General features: G+C 72.2%; 16 protein-coding genes. 10 read left to right on the top strand and 6 right to left on the bottom strand.

Features of this window, described 5'->3' with window-relative positions; all coding sequences use genetic code 11:
- Window positions 1–36: 36 nt before the first annotated feature.
- Window positions 37–1,113 carry an amidohydrolase family protein gene (locus IE140_RS09920; protein WP_150195044.1) on the bottom strand — a complete coding sequence of 359 codons (1,077 nt, stop codon included), beginning with the start codon at window positions 1,111–1,113 and terminating at the stop codon, window positions 37–39.
- 160 nt (window positions 1,114–1,273) lie between these two features.
- Between IE140_RS09920 and IE140_RS09915 the strand changes: the two genes are divergently transcribed.
- The 6 genes from IE140_RS09915 (at window position 1,274) to IE140_RS09890 (ending at window position 7,154) form a co-directional block, all read left to right on the top strand.
- On the top strand, window positions 1,274–2,380 hold the full coding sequence (locus tag IE140_RS09915) for a pyridoxal-phosphate-dependent aminotransferase family protein (protein ID WP_150195014.1): 1,107 nt from the start codon (window positions 1,274–1,276) through the stop codon (window positions 2,378–2,380).
- Between the two features lie 307 nt (window positions 2,381–2,687).
- Window positions 2,688–3,218, top strand: a complete 531-nt coding sequence (gene ectA / locus IE140_RS09910; RefSeq protein ID WP_078566394.1) for a diaminobutyrate acetyltransferase — start codon at window positions 2,688–2,690, stop codon at window positions 3,216–3,218.
- 153 nt (window positions 3,219–3,371) lie between these two features.
- Complete coding sequence (gene ectB, locus IE140_RS09905) at window positions 3,372–4,634, top strand: diaminobutyrate--2-oxoglutarate transaminase (protein ID WP_032761400.1); 1,263 nt, start codon at window positions 3,372–3,374, stop codon at window positions 4,632–4,634.
- An 89-nt stretch (window positions 4,635–4,723) separates the two neighbouring features.
- Entirely contained in the window at window positions 4,724–5,122 is a 399-nt protein-coding gene (locus IE140_RS09900; protein WP_006123624.1) for an ectoine synthase, read from the top strand.
- A gap of 3 nt (window positions 5,123–5,125) precedes the next feature.
- Window positions 5,126–6,019: an ectoine hydroxylase gene (thpD, locus tag IE140_RS09895; RefSeq protein WP_088574003.1), complete on the top strand. Its 894-nt coding sequence runs from the start codon at window positions 5,126–5,128 to the stop codon at window positions 6,017–6,019.
- Between the two features lie 100 nt (window positions 6,020–6,119).
- Window positions 6,120–7,154, top strand: coding sequence for a VOC family protein (locus IE140_RS09890; protein WP_150195016.1), 1,035 nt, complete (start codon window positions 6,120–6,122; stop codon window positions 7,152–7,154).
- Here the strand turns inward: IE140_RS09890 and IE140_RS09885 are convergent.
- A complete protein-coding gene (locus tag IE140_RS09885) occupies window positions 7,130–8,200 on the bottom strand; it encodes an alkene reductase (RefSeq protein ID WP_150195018.1) in 1,071 nt (356 codons plus the stop codon). The genes IE140_RS09890 and IE140_RS09885 overlap by 25 nt on opposite strands.
- A gap of 198 nt (window positions 8,201–8,398) precedes the next feature.
- On the opposite strand from IE140_RS09885, the gene IE140_RS09880 reads away from it, so the two are divergent.
- Complete coding sequence (locus IE140_RS09880) at window positions 8,399–8,914, top strand: MarR family winged helix-turn-helix transcriptional regulator (RefSeq protein ID WP_032778396.1); 516 nt, start codon at window positions 8,399–8,401, stop codon at window positions 8,912–8,914.
- Between the two features lie 55 nt (window positions 8,915–8,969).
- Here the strand turns inward: IE140_RS09880 and IE140_RS09875 are convergent, their stop codons facing one another.
- Together IE140_RS09875 and IE140_RS09870 are read right to left on the bottom strand one after the other, a co-directional pair.
- Window positions 8,970–10,028 carry an aminotransferase class V-fold PLP-dependent enzyme gene (locus IE140_RS09875; protein WP_093444461.1) on the bottom strand — a complete coding sequence of 353 codons (1,059 nt, stop codon included), beginning with the start codon at window positions 10,026–10,028 and terminating at the stop codon, window positions 8,970–8,972.
- 69 nt (window positions 10,029–10,097) lie between these two features.
- Complete coding sequence (locus IE140_RS09870; RefSeq protein ID WP_150195020.1) at window positions 10,098–10,808, bottom strand: DsbA family oxidoreductase; 711 nt, start codon at window positions 10,806–10,808, stop codon at window positions 10,098–10,100.
- A 147-nt stretch (window positions 10,809–10,955) separates the two neighbouring features.
- Here IE140_RS09870 and IE140_RS09865 point away from each other — a divergent pair, with 147 nt between their 5' ends.
- Window positions 10,956–11,339: a VOC family protein gene (locus tag IE140_RS09865; RefSeq protein ID WP_150195022.1), complete on the top strand. Its 384-nt coding sequence runs from the start codon at window positions 10,956–10,958 to the stop codon at window positions 11,337–11,339.
- 33 nt (window positions 11,340–11,372) lie between these two features.
- On the opposite strand, the gene IE140_RS09860 is transcribed toward IE140_RS09865, so the two are convergent.
- The gene (locus IE140_RS09860; protein WP_150195024.1) at window positions 11,373–11,984 is read right to left on the bottom strand and encodes a DUF1349 domain-containing protein; all 612 of its coding nucleotides are present in this window, start codon (window positions 11,982–11,984) and stop codon (window positions 11,373–11,375) included.
- Complete coding sequence (locus IE140_RS09855) at window positions 11,981–13,504, bottom strand: aldehyde dehydrogenase (NADP(+)) (RefSeq protein ID WP_150195026.1); 1,524 nt, start codon at window positions 13,502–13,504, stop codon at window positions 11,981–11,983. Before IE140_RS09855 ends, IE140_RS09860 begins: the two co-directional genes overlap by 4 nt.
- Window positions 13,505–13,705: 201 nt before the next feature.
- Between IE140_RS09855 and IE140_RS09850 the strand changes: the two genes are divergently transcribed.
- Complete coding sequence (locus IE140_RS09850) at window positions 13,706–14,476, top strand: IclR family transcriptional regulator (RefSeq protein WP_030813782.1); 771 nt, start codon at window positions 13,706–13,708, stop codon at window positions 14,474–14,476.
- The gene (locus IE140_RS09845; protein ID WP_006123635.1) at window positions 14,476–14,955 is read left to right on the top strand and encodes a GNAT family N-acetyltransferase; all 480 of its coding nucleotides are present in this window, start codon (window positions 14,476–14,478) and stop codon (window positions 14,953–14,955) included. Before IE140_RS09850 ends, IE140_RS09845 begins: the two co-directional genes overlap by 1 nt.
- Window positions 14,956–14,965: the final 10 nt, after the last annotated feature.

Here is a 14,965-nt window from a genome sequence, read left to right as displayed (position 1 = left end):
GCCGCATCCGTCACTGCCCGTCAACACACCGCCCGGTCAGCCGATGACCCTCCCGTTCAGCACGATGTAGCGGGGCGCGGCCAGCACCCGGACGTCCGCGCGCGGATCCGCGTCGTACACGACCAGATCCGCCGGGGCCCCCTCCTCCAGGCCGGGCCGCCCCAGCCAGCGCCTGGCTCCCCACGCGGTCGCGGAGAGTGCTTCCAGCGGCGGGATGCCCGCCTTGACCAGCTCGGCGACCTCGCCCGCGACCAGGCCGTGCGCCAGGGAGCCGCCCGCGTCGGTGCCGACGTAGACCGGGATCCCGGCGTCGTACGCGGAGCGCACGGTGTCGTAGCGGCGGTCGTACAGCTGCCGCATATGGGCCGACCAGCGGGGGAACTTGGCCTCGCCGCCCGCCGCGAGGTCGGGGAAGGTGGCGATGTTGACCAGCGTCGGGACGATCGCGACGCCGCGTTCGGCGAAGAGAGGGATGGTGTCCTCGGTGAGGCCGGTGGCGTGCTCGATGCAGTCGATGCCCGCCTCCACCAGATCGCGCAGCGACTCCTCGGCGAAGCAGTGCGCGGTGACCCGGGCGCCGAGGCGGTGCGCCTCGGCGATGGCCGCCTCGACCTCGCCGCGCGGCCAGCAGGCGGTGAGGTCCCCGGCGTCGCGGTCGATCCAGTCCCCCACGAGCTTGACCCAGCCGTCGCCGCGCCGGGCCTCCTGGGCGACGTACGCGACGAGGTCGCCGGGCTCGATCTCGTGCGCGTAGTTACGGATGTAGCGGCGGGTCCTGGCGATGTGGCGGCCGGCCCTGATGATCTTCGGCAGGTCCTCGCGGTCGTCGATCCAGCGGGTGTCGGAGGGCGATCCGGCGTCCCGGATCAGCAGGGTCCCCGTCTCCCGGTCGGTGAGCGCCTGCTTCTCCGCGGTCGCCGCGTCGACCGGTCCGTGCCGGTCCAGGCCGACATGGCAGTGGGCGTCGACGAGGCCGGGCAGCGCCCAGCCCCTGACCGTCACCGCGTCGTCGGCGCCGGGCGGGCGCTCGTAGGTGATCCGCCCGTCCACCGCCCACAGTTCGTCCCGCACCTCGTCCGGGCCGACCAGCACCCGGCCCTTCACCCGCAGCACCGGCCGCTCCTCCCGATCACTCACTTCGACCACCCGTCCGGCCGGCCGTCCGACCGCTCACCCGATCACTCATACGCGGCACTGTACGAGGCCTCCGGTGGGCCGTCGGTAGGCTGCCAGTGCCTTTCGACCGACGGACGAACCCGAAGAGAGCCCCACCGTGACGCACCCCTTCCTCGATCTTCCCCCGCTGACCGCCGGCCACTTCGCGGCGATCGAGCGGCGCGTGGCCCGGCTCCTCGCCACGGAGCAGGACGTCGTCATCACCCAGGGCGAGGCGCTGCTGCCGCTGGAGGGCTGTATCCGCAGCGGCGCGCGGCCCGGCTCGACCGCGCTGAACGTGGTCACGGGTCCGTACGGGCAGACCTTCGGCAACTGGCTGCGGGACTGCGGTGCGCAGGTCGTCGATCTCGCGGTGCCCTTCCACACGGCGGTGACCGCCGGCCAGGTCGCCGAGGCGCTGGCCGAGCACCCGGAGATCGACTTCGTCTCGCTGGTGCACGCGGAGGCCGCGACCGGCAACACCAACCCGGTCGCGGAGATCGGCGAGGTGGTCCGGGCGCACGGCGCGCTGTTCATGCTGGACGCGGTCGCCTCGGTCGGCGCCGAACCGCTGCTGCCGGACGCCTGGGGCGTCGACCTGTGCGTGATCGGCGCGCAGAAGGCCATGGGCGGGCCCGCCGGGGTCTCCGCGGTGTCGGTGAGCGCGCGGGCCTGGGAGCGGATCGCCGCCAACCCGACCGCCCCGCGCCGCTCCTACCTCTCGCTGCTGGACTGGAAGGAGCGCTGGATCGACGGCGGCCGCACGGCTCTGCCGCACGCCCCGGCGCAGCTGGAGATGCTGGGCCTGGAGGCGTGTGTGGCCCGGATCGAGGACGAGGGCCTGGAGACGGTGATGGCCCGGCACGCCTCGGCCGCCGCGGCGACCCGGGCCGGAGCGGTGGCGCTGGGCGGCGGTCTCGAGCCGTACGTCCACGAGGCTCGGGACGCGGCCCCGGTGGCGACGACGCTGCGCGCCCCGGCGGGGACGGACGCGGCCGCGCTGGTCGCGGCGGCACTGGCGGCGGACCCCGCGCTGCCGCTGGTCGCGGGCGGCGGGGCGCTGTCCAAGGAGATGATCCGGGTCAACCATTACGGGGCGGATGCGACGCGGGGCGCGGTGCTGTCCTCGCTCGCGGCTCTGGGGGCGGCGCTGACCGATGCGGGCCGGCAGGTCGATATCGAGGCTGCCCGCCGGGCTGTTTCGAAAACCTGGCCGAGCCGATAAATTGCACAATGCGGGAAGCTGTTTTTCGGAAAACAGCTTCCCGCATTCTTATGCCCGCTTTTCTGTAACCTAAACGCACCAGTTTTCCCGCGAATCCGACTTCGCGATTCGGGTGCGTACCGAGAGAGTTACGACCTTGTGACCGACTCCACAAGCTCGGCGTTATGCCCGATAAATTCAGGACATAAGGGTGGAAATCGCTTCCGATTCAGTGGGGGTCTCGCGCACGCCTGATAACACATGGGCGCCCGCTGCCCAACCCCTTGCGTCGATGCAATTTCCAAATTTGCTGGGTAAATTCAATTTCATGACCGCCGCACCAGCAGATCTTGCCCGTGCCCGAAGCGAATTCCTCAGTATCGATGCGCCGCGAGTGGAGGACGGAGCCGCGATCTGGCGCATTGCCCGCGACTCCCAGGTCCTGGACCTGAACTCCTCGTACAGCTACCTGCTGTGGTGCCGTGACTTCGCCGCGACCTCCGTCGTCGCCCGTGGCGAGAGCGGCGAGCCCATCGCCTTCGTGACGGGCTACATCCGGCCCGACCGCCCCCAGACCCTCGTCGTCTGGCAGGTGGCCGTCGACGCGGCCCACCGCGGCAAGGGGCTGGCCGCCACGCTGCTGGACGCGCTGACCGCCCGGGTCGCCGCCGACCAGGGTCTGTCGTCCGTGGAGACGACGATCACCCCGGACAACACCGCCTCCGACCGGCTGTTCACGTCCTACGCCCAGCGGCACGACGTGGCGCTGGAGCAGGAGGTCCTCTTCGACGGCGATCTGTTCCCCGAAGGGACCCACCTGCCCGAGGTGCTCTACCGGATCGGCCCGTTCGCCACCTGAGCCCGCCCGGGCACGCTCGGCGCACCCGACCCGTGCGCCCGGCCCCCACGACTTTTCGCGCCGGCCGACCACCCGGCGCGGTCCCGGCCGCATCCGTGCGGCGGGGAGCACGAGACCACCGCCCGTCACACCCCCTCACGCAGGAGACCCGCTGTGACCATCACCCCGCCCGAACTGAGTGTCTTCGAGACCCTGGAGTCCGAGGTCCGGAGCTACTGCCGCGGCTGGCCCGCCGTCTTCGACCGTGCGCAGGGCGCCCGGCTGACCGACGAGGACGGCCACTCCTACCTGGACTTCTTCGCCGGGGCCGGCTCGCTCAACTACGGCCACAACAACCCGGTCCTGAAACGAGCGCTGATCGACTACATCGAGCGCGACGGCATCACCCACGGCCTGGACATGGCGACCACCGCCAAGCGCGCGTTCCTGGAGACGTTCCAGAACGTGATCCTGCGCCCGCGCGACCTGCCGTACAAGGTGATGTTCCCCGGCCCGACCGGCACCAACGCCGTCGAGTCGGCGCTGAAGCTGGCGCGCAAGGTCAAGGGCCGCGAGTCCGTCGTCTCGTTCACCAACGCCTTCCACGGCATGTCGCTGGGCTCGCTCGCCGTCACCGGCAACGCCTTCAAGCGCGCCGGGGCCGGCATCCCGCTGGTGCACGGCACCCCGATGCCGTTCGACAACTACTTCGACGGTACGGTCCCCGACTTCCTGTGGTTCGAGCGGCTGCTGGAGGACCAGGGCTCCGGGCTGAACAAGCCCGCCGCCGTGATCGTGGAGACCGTCCAGGGCGAGGGCGGCATCAACGTCGCCCGCGCCGAGTGGCTGCGCGCGCTCAAGGAGCTGTGCGAGCGCCAGGACATGCTGCTGATCGTCGACGACATCCAGATGGGCTGCGGCCGGACCGGCGGCTTCTTCTCCTTCGAGGAGGCCGGCATCGTCCCGGACATCGTCACGCTGTCGAAGTCCATCAGCGGCTACGGGCTGCCGATGTCGCTCTGCCTGTTCAAGCCGGAGCTGGACATCTGGGAGCCGGGCGAGCACAACGGCACCTTCCGCGGCAACAACCCGGCCTTCGTCACGGCCGCCGCCGCGCTGCAGGCGTACTGGGCGGACGGCCAGATGGAGAAGCAGACCCTGGCCCGCGGCGAGCAGATCGAGCAGACGCTGCTGGCCGTCTGCGCCGAGGAGCCGACCGCGAGCTTCCGCGGCCGGGGCCTGGTGTGGGGCATGGAGTTCGAGGACCCGGCCCGCGCCTCCGCGGTCTGCGCCCGCGCCTTCGAGCTGGGGCTCCTGCTGGAGACCTCCGGCCCGCAGAGCGAGGTCGTCAAGCTGCTGCCGCCGCTGACCATCACCCCCGAAGAGCTGGACGAGGGCCTGCGCACGCTGGCCCGCTCCGTCCGCGAGACGGCCTGACCCGGTACTGCCGGGGCAGGTGGAAGAAGAGAGGCCCCGGGCTGTGACGCCCGGGGCCCGCGCAGAGAAGAGAAAGGCAACCGCTCACCGTGATCGTCCGATCGTTCAGTGACATCGAGAACACCGACCGGCATGTGAAGGCCGCGTCCGGCACCTGGGAGAGCAAGCGCATCGTGCTCGCCAAGGAGAAGGTGGGCTTCTCGCTCCACGAGACCGTGCTGTACGCGGGCACGGAGACCTCCATGTGGTACGCGAACCACATCGAGGCGGTGCTGTGCACCGAGGGCGAGGCCGAGCTCACCAACGACGAGACCGGCGAGAAGCACTGGATCACGCCCGGCACGATGTACCTGCTGGATGGGCATGAGCGGCACACCATGCGGCCCAAGACGGACTTCCGCTGCGTGTGCGTCTTCAATCCCCCCGTCACCGGACGGGAGGACCATGACGAGAACGGTGTCTACCCACTGCTGACCGAGGAGGGCTGAACCATGACCACCGAAGTACGCGCCGATCTGTACCCCTCGCGCGGCGCCGCCGAGATGACCACTCCCCGCCAGGACCCGGTCATCTGGTCCGCGCCGGGCGCACCGGGTCCGATCGCCGCCAAGGACCTGCAGAGCTACGAGCACGACGGCTTCCTCAGCATCGAGCAGCTGATCACGCCGGACGAGGTCGCCGCCTACCGGGCGGAGCTGGACCGGCTGGTCGCCGACCCGCTGATCCGCGCCGACGAGCGCTCCATCGTGGAGAAGCAGACGCAGAACGTACGGTCCGTCTTCGAGGTCCACAAGATCAGTGAGGTCTTCGCCGGGCTGGTCCGCGACGAGCGGGTGGTGGGCCGGGCCCGCCAGATCCTCGGCTCGGACGTGTACGTCCACCAGTCCCGGATCAACGTGAAGCCGGGCTTCGGGGCCTCGGGCTTCTACTGGCACTCGGACTTCGAGACGTGGCACGCGGAGGACGGTCTGCCGAACATGCGGACGGTCTCCGTGTCGATCGCGCTGACGGAGAACTTCGACACCAACGGCGGGCTGATGATCATGCCCGGTTCGCACAAGTCGTTCCTCGGCTGCGCGGGCGAGACGCCGAAGGACAACTACAAGAAGTCGCTCCAGATGCAGGACGCCGGCACCCCGTCCGACGAGGCGCTGACGAAGATGGCCGACCGCCACGGCATCAAGCTCTTCACGGGCAAGGCCGGTTCGGCGACCTGGTTCGACTGCAACGCCATGCACGGTTCGGGCGACAACATCACCCCGTACGCGCGCAGCAACGTCTTCATCGTCTTCAACAGCGTGGAGAACGCGGCACAGGAGCCCTTCGCGGCTCCGATCCGCCGCCCGGAGTTCATCGGGGCGCGGGACTTCACCCCGGTGAAGTAGCGCGACGCGCAGACGGGAGGTGCCGGGACGGTACGCCGTCCCGGCCCTTCGCGCGTAACTCGCTGGACCGGGGCCCGCGTCGGCGGAGAGGGTGTCCGCCATGACTTCCCATGTACGCCACATCACGATCGACTGTTCCGACGCCTACGGACTCGGCACCTTCTGGGCCCAGGTGCTCGGCGCCCGGATCTCCGACGAGGACCTCCCCGGTGATCCGGAGGCGCTGGTCGAAACGCCCGGCGCGGCGATCCTCTTCGTACAGGTGGAGGAGCCCAAACAGACCAAGAACCGCGTCCATCTCGACATCCAGCCGCACGACCGCTCCCGCGACGAGGAGGTCGAGCGGCTGCTCGCGCTCGGCGCGACCCTCGTCGGCGACCACCGCAGGCCGAACGGGCGGGGCTGGGCGACGCTCGCCGACCCCGAGGGCAACGAGTTCTGTGTGGAGTGCAGCGCGGCCGAGCGGGCTGCGCTGACCGGGACCCGGCTGCCGGTGACCGCCGACGATGTGACGACCGCCGTGCGCCTCGCGGTGGACGTACTGGCGAAGGCCCCGGCGGACCGCTGGGAGGCCCGGGCGGGCTCGCTGGAGTGGACCTGCTGGGAGACGGCGGAGCACCTGGGCGACGATCTGTTCGCCTACGCGGTGCAGCTGGGACCCCGGACGCCTCCGCTGGACCGCGACGTGCCCTTCCGGTGGGCGCCGGACCGGGAGGGCGGTCCGCACAACGCGGTCTTCGCCGACCGGGCGGCCGGGCCCGCCGGGCTGCTGGCGACGGTGGAGGCGAGCGGGGCGCTGCTGGCCTCGATGGTACGGACGACGCGGCCAGGGGTGCGCTCGTACCACGGGTACGGGATCTCCGACCCGGAGGGCTTCGCCGCGATGGGTGTGGTGGAGACCCTGGTGCACACCCATGACCTGGCGGAGGGTCTGGACCTTGAGTGGGCGCCGCCCGGCGCACTCTGCGACCGGGTGCTGGCCCGGCTCTTCCCGGACGCGCCGGCGGGCGGCGACCGGTGGGCCGTCCTGCTGTGGGCCACCGGCCGCGCCGAACTGCCGGGCCACCCGCGCCGCACCGCGTGGCGGTGGGACGGGCGGCCCCTGGAGGATCAGACGGCGTCGAGCGCCGGGTAGTCGGTGTAGCCCTTGGCGTCGCCGCCGAAGAAGGTCGACGGGTCGGGGGTGTTGAACGGGCCGCCCGCCTTCAGCCGGGCGGGCAGGTCCGGGTTGGCGAGGAAGAGCGCCCCGTAGGAGATCAGGTCGGCGATGCCGTCGTCGATCACCGTGTGGTCGCCGGGACCGGTGGGGCCCTCGGAGTGCACGTTGATGACGAGGGTGCCGGAGAAGGCCTTGCGCAGCGCGAGAGTCAGCTCGCGGATCGGGGCGGCCTCCAGGATGTGCAGATAGGCGAGGCCGAGCGGCTCGATCGCGCGGACCAGCGCGGTGTACGTGGCCTCCGGCGCGGGCTCGTCGATGTCGTTGTACGGGTTGCCGGGCGAGATGCGCAGTCCGGTGCGCTCGGGGCCGATCTCGGCGGCGACGGCCTTGACGACCTCGACGGCGAAGCGGGTGCGGGCCTCGTCTGAGCCGCCCCACGCGTCAGTGCGCAGGTTGGTGTTGGGGGCGAGGAACTGGTGGATGAGGTAGCCGTTGGCGCCGTGCAGCTCGACCCCGTCGAACCCGGCCTCCACGGCGTTGCGGGAGGCGGTGACGAAGTCGGCGACGGTCGCGCGGACCTCGGCGTCGGTCAGCTCGTGCGGCTCGACGAAGTCCTTCGGTCCGACGTGGGTGTAGACCTGTCCCTCGGCCTTGACCGGGGAGGCGCTGACGGGGACGAGCCCGTCCGGCAGGAGGACCGGGTGGCCGATGCGGCCGGCGTGCATGATCTGGGCGAAGATCCTGCCGCCCTGAGCATGCACCGCGTCGGTGACCGTACGCCAGGAGGCGACCTGCTCGGCGCTGTGCAGGCCGGGCGTGGAGGGGTAGCCCTGACCCACGACGGACGGCTGGATGCCCTCGGTGATGACGAGTCCCGCCGAGGCGCGCTGGGCGTAGTACGTGGCGGTCAGCTCGGTGGCGGTGCCGCCCTCCCCGGCCCGGCTGCGGGTCATCGGGGCCAGCGCGATGCGGTTGGCCAGGGGCGTGCCGGACAGATCGATCGGGTCGAAAACGGTGGTCATGAGGGCTCCCAGATAAGTATGTGGTCGGCCAACAGAAAGTATGTGGTCGGCCAACGATCGCCGCCGGGAGCAACTGTAACCCATTCATTGGCCGACCAAGGTAAAGTTGTCCGAAACCGTCGGGCATCATCGGAAGCCGCCACCCGAGGCCACCGCCGAAGCCGCCGCTCACCGCCCCGAGGACCCCAGGAGCCCGCCATGACCCGCGCCACCCCCGCGGAAGACGCCTGTACGAACGCGCTGCCCACGGCGGCGCTCGGCGGGCCCGTCAGCCACGCCGTCTCCCGGGTGGCGCGGCTGCACCGGATCGCGGCGGGCAAGGCGCTCAAGGGGGTGGACCTCTACCCGGGGCAGGAGTTGCTGATGATGCACCTGTGGGACCGGGGGGCGGTCCGGCAGACGGAGCTGATCAGGGCCCTGGAGCTGGACCCGTCCACGGTCACGAAGATGCTCCAGCGGCTGGAGCAGACCGGGCATGTGCGCCGCCGCCCCGACCCGGCCGACCGGCGGGCCGTGCTGGTCGAGGCGACGGACCAGAGCTGCGCGCTGCACACCGCGGTGGAGGCCGCCTGGGGCAGCCTGGAGGAGCACACGCTCGCGGGTCTGGACCCGGCCGAGCGCACGGAGCTGGTGCGGCTCCTGGCGAAGGTCGAGGAGAACCTCTGCCGGGAGACCGAGGACTGCCCCGACCGGCGCGGGGCCGCGTCCGCCTGAGCCGGACTCGTACAGCCTGGGCCCTGCCCGTTCAGCCTGATCCGCGCCCGTACGCTCAGGCCAGGAAGTCCAGCAGCCGGTCCACATCGGCCTCGGTGTTGTAGAGGTGGCAGGAGATCCGCAGATTCCCGGCGGGGGCGGAGACGGCGATCCCGGCCTCCACCAGCTCGGGCTGCCGCCCGTCGAGCCCCGGTACGGCGACGATCGCCGACTCCCCGGGGACGGCCTTGTGCCCGAGCTTCGCGAGGCCCTCCCGCAGCCGGGCCGCGAGCCCGGTGGCGTGCGCGTACAGGGCGTCGGCGCCGACCTCCGCGAGCAGGGCGAGGGAGTGCTCGGCCCCGTGGTACGAGAGGAAGGCGGGCGGCTCGTCGAAGCCCCGGGCGGTGGGGGCGAGGCGCTCCAGCGGGCCGTAGTTGCTCGCCCAGGGGGCGCCGGCGGAGACCCAGCCCGCGAAGAGGGCCGGGAGGGTGTCCTGCGCCCCCTCGGTGACCGTCAGGAACGACGTACCGCGCGGGCAGAGCAGGAACTTGAAGCCGCCGGTGACGGTGTAGTCGTACGCCCCGGCGTCCACCGGGAACCAGCCCGCCGCCTGGGTGGCGTCCAGCAGGGTGCGGGCCCCGTGCGCCGCGGCGGCCGCGCGGACGGCGTCGAGGTCGGCGACCCGGCCGTCGGCCGACTGCACGGCGGAGAAGGCGACCAGCGCGGTCGACTCCCGGACGGCTCCGGCGAGGTCCGCGAGCGGCGCGTACCGCATGCGCAGATCGCCGCGGAGCGCGAACGGGCTCACCACGGAGGAGAACTCGCCCTCGGGGCAGAGGACTTCGGCGCCGGGCGGCAGCGAGGCGGCGACGAGGCCGACATGGACGGTGACGGAGCTGCCGGTGGCGACCCGGTCCGGGTGGACCCCGACGAGCCGGGCGAAGCCGACCCGGGCGGCCTCCACGGCCTCGAAGCTGCCGGCCCCCACCCGGCGGCCCGCGGCGTTCTCGTCGGCCAGGGCCTTGACGGCGGCGATCGTCCGGCGGGGCAGCAGGCCCCAGCTGGAGGTGTTGAGGTAGGTGACCTCGGGCGCGAATTCGACGGCTGCGGCTTGGATGGGCGCGAGGATCGTCATGCGTCCACCCTGGAGCCCCCTCAACCCAAAGTCAATTGCAGAGAGTTAAGGGGAACTCCAAAGAAATGCTTATGGAAGCTCGCAGGCCCCGTCCGCGTCGCAGGCCGCCGCGTCCCCGCCGACCGTGGTGAGGGCGGTGGCGGGGCGGTCCTTCCAGGCCTGCTCCAGCGCCTGGACGAAGACCTCGGAGGGCTGGCCGCCGGAGATGCCGTACCGCCGGTCGAGGACGTAGAACGGCACGGCGTTGGCGCCCAGTTCGGCCGCCTCGCGCTCGTCGGTGCGGACGTCGTCCGCGTACGCCTCGGGGTCGGCGAGCACCGCGCGGGCCTCGTCGGCGTCGAGTCCGGCCTCCTCGGCGAGGGCGACCAGCACCTCGTCGTCGAAGACGGAACGCTCCTCGGCGAAGTTCGCCCGGTAGGCGAGGGTCAGCAGCTCGTCCTGGCGGCCCCGAGCCTTGGCCAGGTGCAGCAACCGGTGGATGTCGAAGGTGTTGCCGTGGTCACGGCCCTCGGTGCGGTAGCCGAGCCCCTCGGACTGCGCGTTGGCGGCGACGTTGGCCTCCATCGCGGCGGCTTCCTCGCGGCTGCGGCCGTACTTCTCGGCCAGCATGTCGATCACGAGCGCGGTGTCGCCCTTGGCCCGGGAGGGGTCGAGCTCGAAGGACCGGTGCACCACCTCGACCCCGTCCCGGTGGGCGAACTCCGCGAGGCCCTTCTCGAAGCGGGCCTTGCCGATGTAGCACCACGGGCAGGCGATGTCGCTCCAGATCTCGACGCGCATGACTCTTCTTCTCTCCCAGGCTCACGAGGGGGCGTGCGGAGAGGCCCTCCGTACGTCACGTCTTCGTGCGAACACCAAAGCTGACCTGGTGATTCCCGCCCCGCGACCCGCTGGCGTCCGGGGCGGAAATCGGGAAAGCTCGCGGGCATGGTCTCAGTGGTGCAGAACGTGGCGATCGACTGTGTGAACGCGTATGAGCTGGCGCGGTTCTGGAGCGAGGTGACCGGCCGTCCGCTGCACCCGGAGGACGAACCGGGCATGGCGGAGACACAGGTGATGATGGCGGAGGGCCCGATGCTCTACTTCCATCAGGTCCCCGAGCCGAAGAAGGCGAAGAACCGGCTCCATCTGTGCCTGCGCCCCGAGACCTCGCGCGAGGAGGAGGTGGAGCGACTGCTGGCCCTCGGCGCCACCCTCGTCGCCGATCTCCGCGAGCCGGACGGCTCCGGCTGGGCGGTGCTCGCCGACCCCGAGGGCAACGAGTTCTGCGTGCTGCGCAGCGAGTCCGACCGGGCCGCGACGGCGTCCTGACGCTCTCCGCGCGCACCCGGCGCCCCTCGCGGCTCACCGACCGTCGCGCAGGTTCGCCACTCCCCCGGGCAGGAACGCGATCCGGTCGAAGACCGCGCCGCAGCCCTGACCCGTGGGCGACTGGACGAGGAAGCCGACGCGGGCGGCCGCCCGCTCCTCGGGCGTACCGAGGGTGAAGACGCGGACGAAGGTCCAGCTGTCGCCGTCGGCGGAGGCGTGGAAGGCGTAGGCGCTGCCGGTCCGGCTCAGGCGGAGCCAGCAGACGCCCTCCTCCACCACGAAGGCGTTGGCGTCGTCGGAGTGGCCCCGGGTGACGACGGTGCAGACGGTCGGGAGGTCGGCGGAGCGTTCCAGGCAGAGCTTGGCCCACTCCCGCTCCGCGACCCGGAGGTACAGCGCGCCCGCGTCACCGGCCGCCGCCAGGCCCGGCCGGACCCGTGCCACCAGCCGGAAGTCCCCGTCGCCCACCGCGCCGAGGAGGCGTGGGGCGTCCGAGGCCGGGTCGAGCGAGTCGCCGGACGGGGGCACGAAGAGGTCCTGGCCGGGGCCGGCCCGGCCGGTCAGGACGCCGTCCGCGTGGGTCCAGCGCCCGTCGGGGCCCGCCGGGTCCAGGGCGAAGGGGAGGCGGTCCAGGTGCAGGCTCATGCGCGGCGTCCGTCCACCCGGCGGGGCAGGCCCAGCGGGTTGTCCTCGCGGAGCTCGGCCGGGAGGAGCGTATCGGGGGTGGACTGGTACGTGACCGGGCGCAGCCAGCGTTCGATCGCCGTCGCGCCGACCGAGGTGGAGGCGGACGTGGTCGCCGGGTAGGGGCCGCCGTGGTGCTGCGCCGGGGCGACGGCGACGCCGGTCGGCCAGCCGTTGACGAGGATGCGCCCGGCGAGCGGGGTGAGGGCGGCGAGCAGCGGGCCCGCGTCGGGGTCCCGGGTCTCGTCGGTGGCGGTCTGGAGGGTGGCGGTGAGGTTCCCCGGCAGCCGGGCGAGGACGGCGGCGATCTCGTCGACGGAGGTGTACCGGGCGATCACGGTGACCGGGCCGAAGCACTCCTCCAGCAGCGCGTCGTGCGGGCCCTCGGCGGTGAGCCGGGCGGCGGGCACGGTGAGGAATCCGGCGGAGACGGTGTGCTCGCCGGCGGCGCCGGGGGTGACCGGGGCGTCGACACCGGGCAGCGCGGCCCGCTCCCGTACGCCCGCGACGAAGGCGTCCCGCATGCGGTGGTCCAGCAGGACGCCGGAGCCGGTCGAGCTGACCGTCTCGGTGAGGGTCTTGAGGAGCTGGTCGCCCGCCGCGCCCTCGGGGGCGAGGACGAAGCCGGGCTTGGTGCAGAACTGGCCGACGCCGAGCGTCATCGAGCCGCCGAGGCCCGCGCCGATCTCCCCGGCGCGCTCGGCGGCGGCGGCCGGGGTGACGACGACCGGGTTGAGGGAGCCGAGTTCGCCGTGGAAGGGGATGGGGGCGGGGCGGGCGGCCGCCGCGTCGAAGAGGGCGCGTCCGCCGCGTACGGAGCCGGTGAAGCCCGCGGCGCTCACCAGCGGGTGGCGGATCAGCTCGACGCCCGCGTCGAAGCCGTGCACCACGGTGAGGACGTCCTCGGGCAGCCCGGTGCGGGCCGCGGCGCGGCGGAGGACCGAGGCGCAGAGTTCGGAGGTGGCCGGGTGGTCGGGGTGCGCCTTGACGACGACGGGGCAGCCGGCCGCCAGCGCGCTGGCCGTGTCGCCGCCGGGGACGGAGAAGGCGAGCGGGAAGTTGCTGGCCGCGTAGACGGCGACGGCCCCGAGCGGGATCTTGTAGCGGCGCAGGTCGGGCCAGGGCGGGGTCCGGGAGGCGTCCGGGTGGTCGATGTGGACGTCGAGGTAGGCGCCTTCGTCGACGACCTCCGCGAAGGCCCTGAACTGGGCGGCGGTACGGGCGAGTTCGCCGGTGAGCCGGGCCGGTCCGAGGGCGGTCTCCGCGTCGGCGGCCTCGATGATGTGCTCGCCGGACTCCTCCAGCAGCTCCGCCGCCGCCCGCAGGAACGCGGCGCGCGCCACCCGGTCGGCGAGGGCGTCCCGCGCGGCGTGGGCCGACCGGACCGCCCGGTCGACCTCCTCGGCGGTGGCCTCCGCGGCAACCTGCTCGCGCGGGTTCCCCGTACGGGGGTCGACGCTCCAGACTGGTACTGCGCTCACCGTGATTCCCTCCCGCCTGCGGCCGTCGTCCGGCCGTCTTCAGCCGCAGATCAGCAAGTGTTCGGTATTCTGAACAGAGTTCCTGATCGTGAATGTCCTGGGACTCTATTTCCGGGCGTTCCGTGTTGGCAATCGTGGTGGCGAGCTTTTCGGACGGCGTTCGGCCGGGAAGCGAAGAGGCTGGAGAAGGGGGCGTGGGCGATGTCGGTCGCCGAGTCCGGTGGGGCACAGGTCAAGTCCGCGGTACGGACCGTGGAACTCCTCGAATACTTCGCGGGGCGGCCCGGCATGCACTCGCTGGCCGCCGTCCAGGAGGCGGTCGGCTACCCCAAGTCCAGCCTCTACATGCTGCTGCGCACCCTGGTGGAGCTGGGCTGGGTCGAGACGGACGCGACGGGGACCCGGTACGGGATCGGTGTCCGCGCCCTGCTGGTCGGCACCTCGTACATCGACGGCGACGAGGTCGTGGCCGCCGCCCGGCCGACCCTGGACCGGCTCTCCGACGACACCACGGAGACCATCCACCTGGCCCGTCTCGACGGGACGAACGTGGTCTACCTCGCGACCCGGCAGTCCCAGCACTATCTGCGCCCCTTCACCCGGGTCGGCCGCCGGCTGCCCGCGCACTCCACGTCGCTGGGCAAGGCCCTGCTGGCCACCCACAGCGACGAGCAGGTCCGCAAGATGCTGCCCGAGACGCTGCCCGCGCTGACCGAACACACCATCACGGACCGCGAGAAGCTCATCGAGGAGCTGCGGCTGGTCCGCGAGCAGGGCTATGCCGTGGACCGCGAGGAGAACACCCTCGGTCTGCGCTGCTTCGGGGTCGCGATCCCCTACCGGACGCCCGCCCGGGACGCGATCAGCTGCTCGGTGCCGGTCGCCCGGCTCACACCCGGCCACGAACAGACGGTGAAGGACGCCCTGTTCGACGCCCGGGACCGGCTCTCCCTCGCGACGCGGCGGCTCTGATGGCCGAGGTGTCGCTGCGCGCGGTGGAGGACGCCGACCTGCCGCTGTTCTTCGCCTGGATGAGCGATCCGGACGCGACCCGGGTCGCCGCGTTCACCCCGAAGGACCCCACCGACCGCGCCGCGTTCGACGCCCACTGGGCGCGGATCCGGTCCGGGTCCGGCGGGGTGGTGATGCGCACGGCGGTGGCCGACGGCGTCGTGGTGGGCCATGTCGGGGCGTACGGGGAGGTGGGCGACCGCCAGGTGACGTACTGGATCGACCGGGCGCACTGGGGCCGCGGGCTGGCGACGGCCGCGCTGCGGGCGTTCCTCGACGAGACGCCCACACGTCCGCTGCACGCCCGGGCGGCGGCCGACAACCTCGGCTCGCGCCGGGTGCTGGAGAAGTGCGGCTTCGTGGTGACCGGCACCGACCGGGGGTTCGCCCAGGCCCGGGGCGAGGAGATCGACGAGGTGCTGGTGACGCTCCGCGCGTAGGGCCTCCCCG

The organism is Streptomyces parvus, from assembly GCF_014648875.1.
GTDB classification, from domain to species: Bacteria; Actinomycetota; Actinomycetes; order Streptomycetales; family Streptomycetaceae; genus Streptomyces; species Streptomyces parvus.
The sequence above is the reverse complement of the archived record's forward strand: the minus strand, read 5'-3'. Positions and strand labels throughout refer to the sequence as shown.

What these genes read in the sequence shown, in the direction of transcription:
- ectA (WP_078566394.1), top strand. Translation starts at nt 2,688, where the DNA reads ATGACCGCCGCACCAGCAGATCTTGCCCGTGCCCGAAGCGAATTCCTC.
- thpD (WP_088574003.1), top strand. Translation starts at nt 5,126, where the DNA reads ATGACCACCGAAGTACGCGCCGATCTGTACCCCTCGCGCGGCGCCGCC.
- IE140_RS09890 (WP_150195016.1), top strand. Translation starts at nt 6,120, where the DNA reads ATGACTTCCCATGTACGCCACATCACGATCGACTGTTCCGACGCCTAC.
- IE140_RS09885 (WP_150195018.1), bottom strand. Translation starts at nt 8,200, where the DNA reads ATGACCACCGTTTTCGACCCGATCGATCTGTCCGGCACGCCCCTGGCC.
- IE140_RS09880 (WP_032778396.1), top strand. Translation starts at nt 8,399, where the DNA reads ATGACCCGCGCCACCCCCGCGGAAGACGCCTGTACGAACGCGCTGCCC.
- IE140_RS09875 (WP_093444461.1), bottom strand. Translation starts at nt 10,028, where the DNA reads ATGACGATCCTCGCGCCCATCCAAGCCGCAGCCGTCGAATTCGCGCCC.
- IE140_RS09870 (WP_150195020.1), bottom strand. Translation starts at nt 10,808, where the DNA reads ATGCGCGTCGAGATCTGGAGCGACATCGCCTGCCCGTGGTGCTACATC.
- IE140_RS09865 (WP_150195022.1), top strand. Translation starts at nt 10,956, where the DNA reads ATGGTCTCAGTGGTGCAGAACGTGGCGATCGACTGTGTGAACGCGTAT.
- IE140_RS09860 (WP_150195024.1), bottom strand. Translation starts at nt 11,984, where the DNA reads ATGAGCCTGCACCTGGACCGCCTCCCCTTCGCCCTGGACCCGGCGGGC.
- IE140_RS09850 (WP_030813782.1), top strand. Translation starts at nt 13,706, where the DNA reads ATGTCGGTCGCCGAGTCCGGTGGGGCACAGGTCAAGTCCGCGGTACGG.
- IE140_RS09845 (WP_006123635.1), top strand. Translation starts at nt 14,476, where the DNA reads ATGGCCGAGGTGTCGCTGCGCGCGGTGGAGGACGCCGACCTGCCGCTG.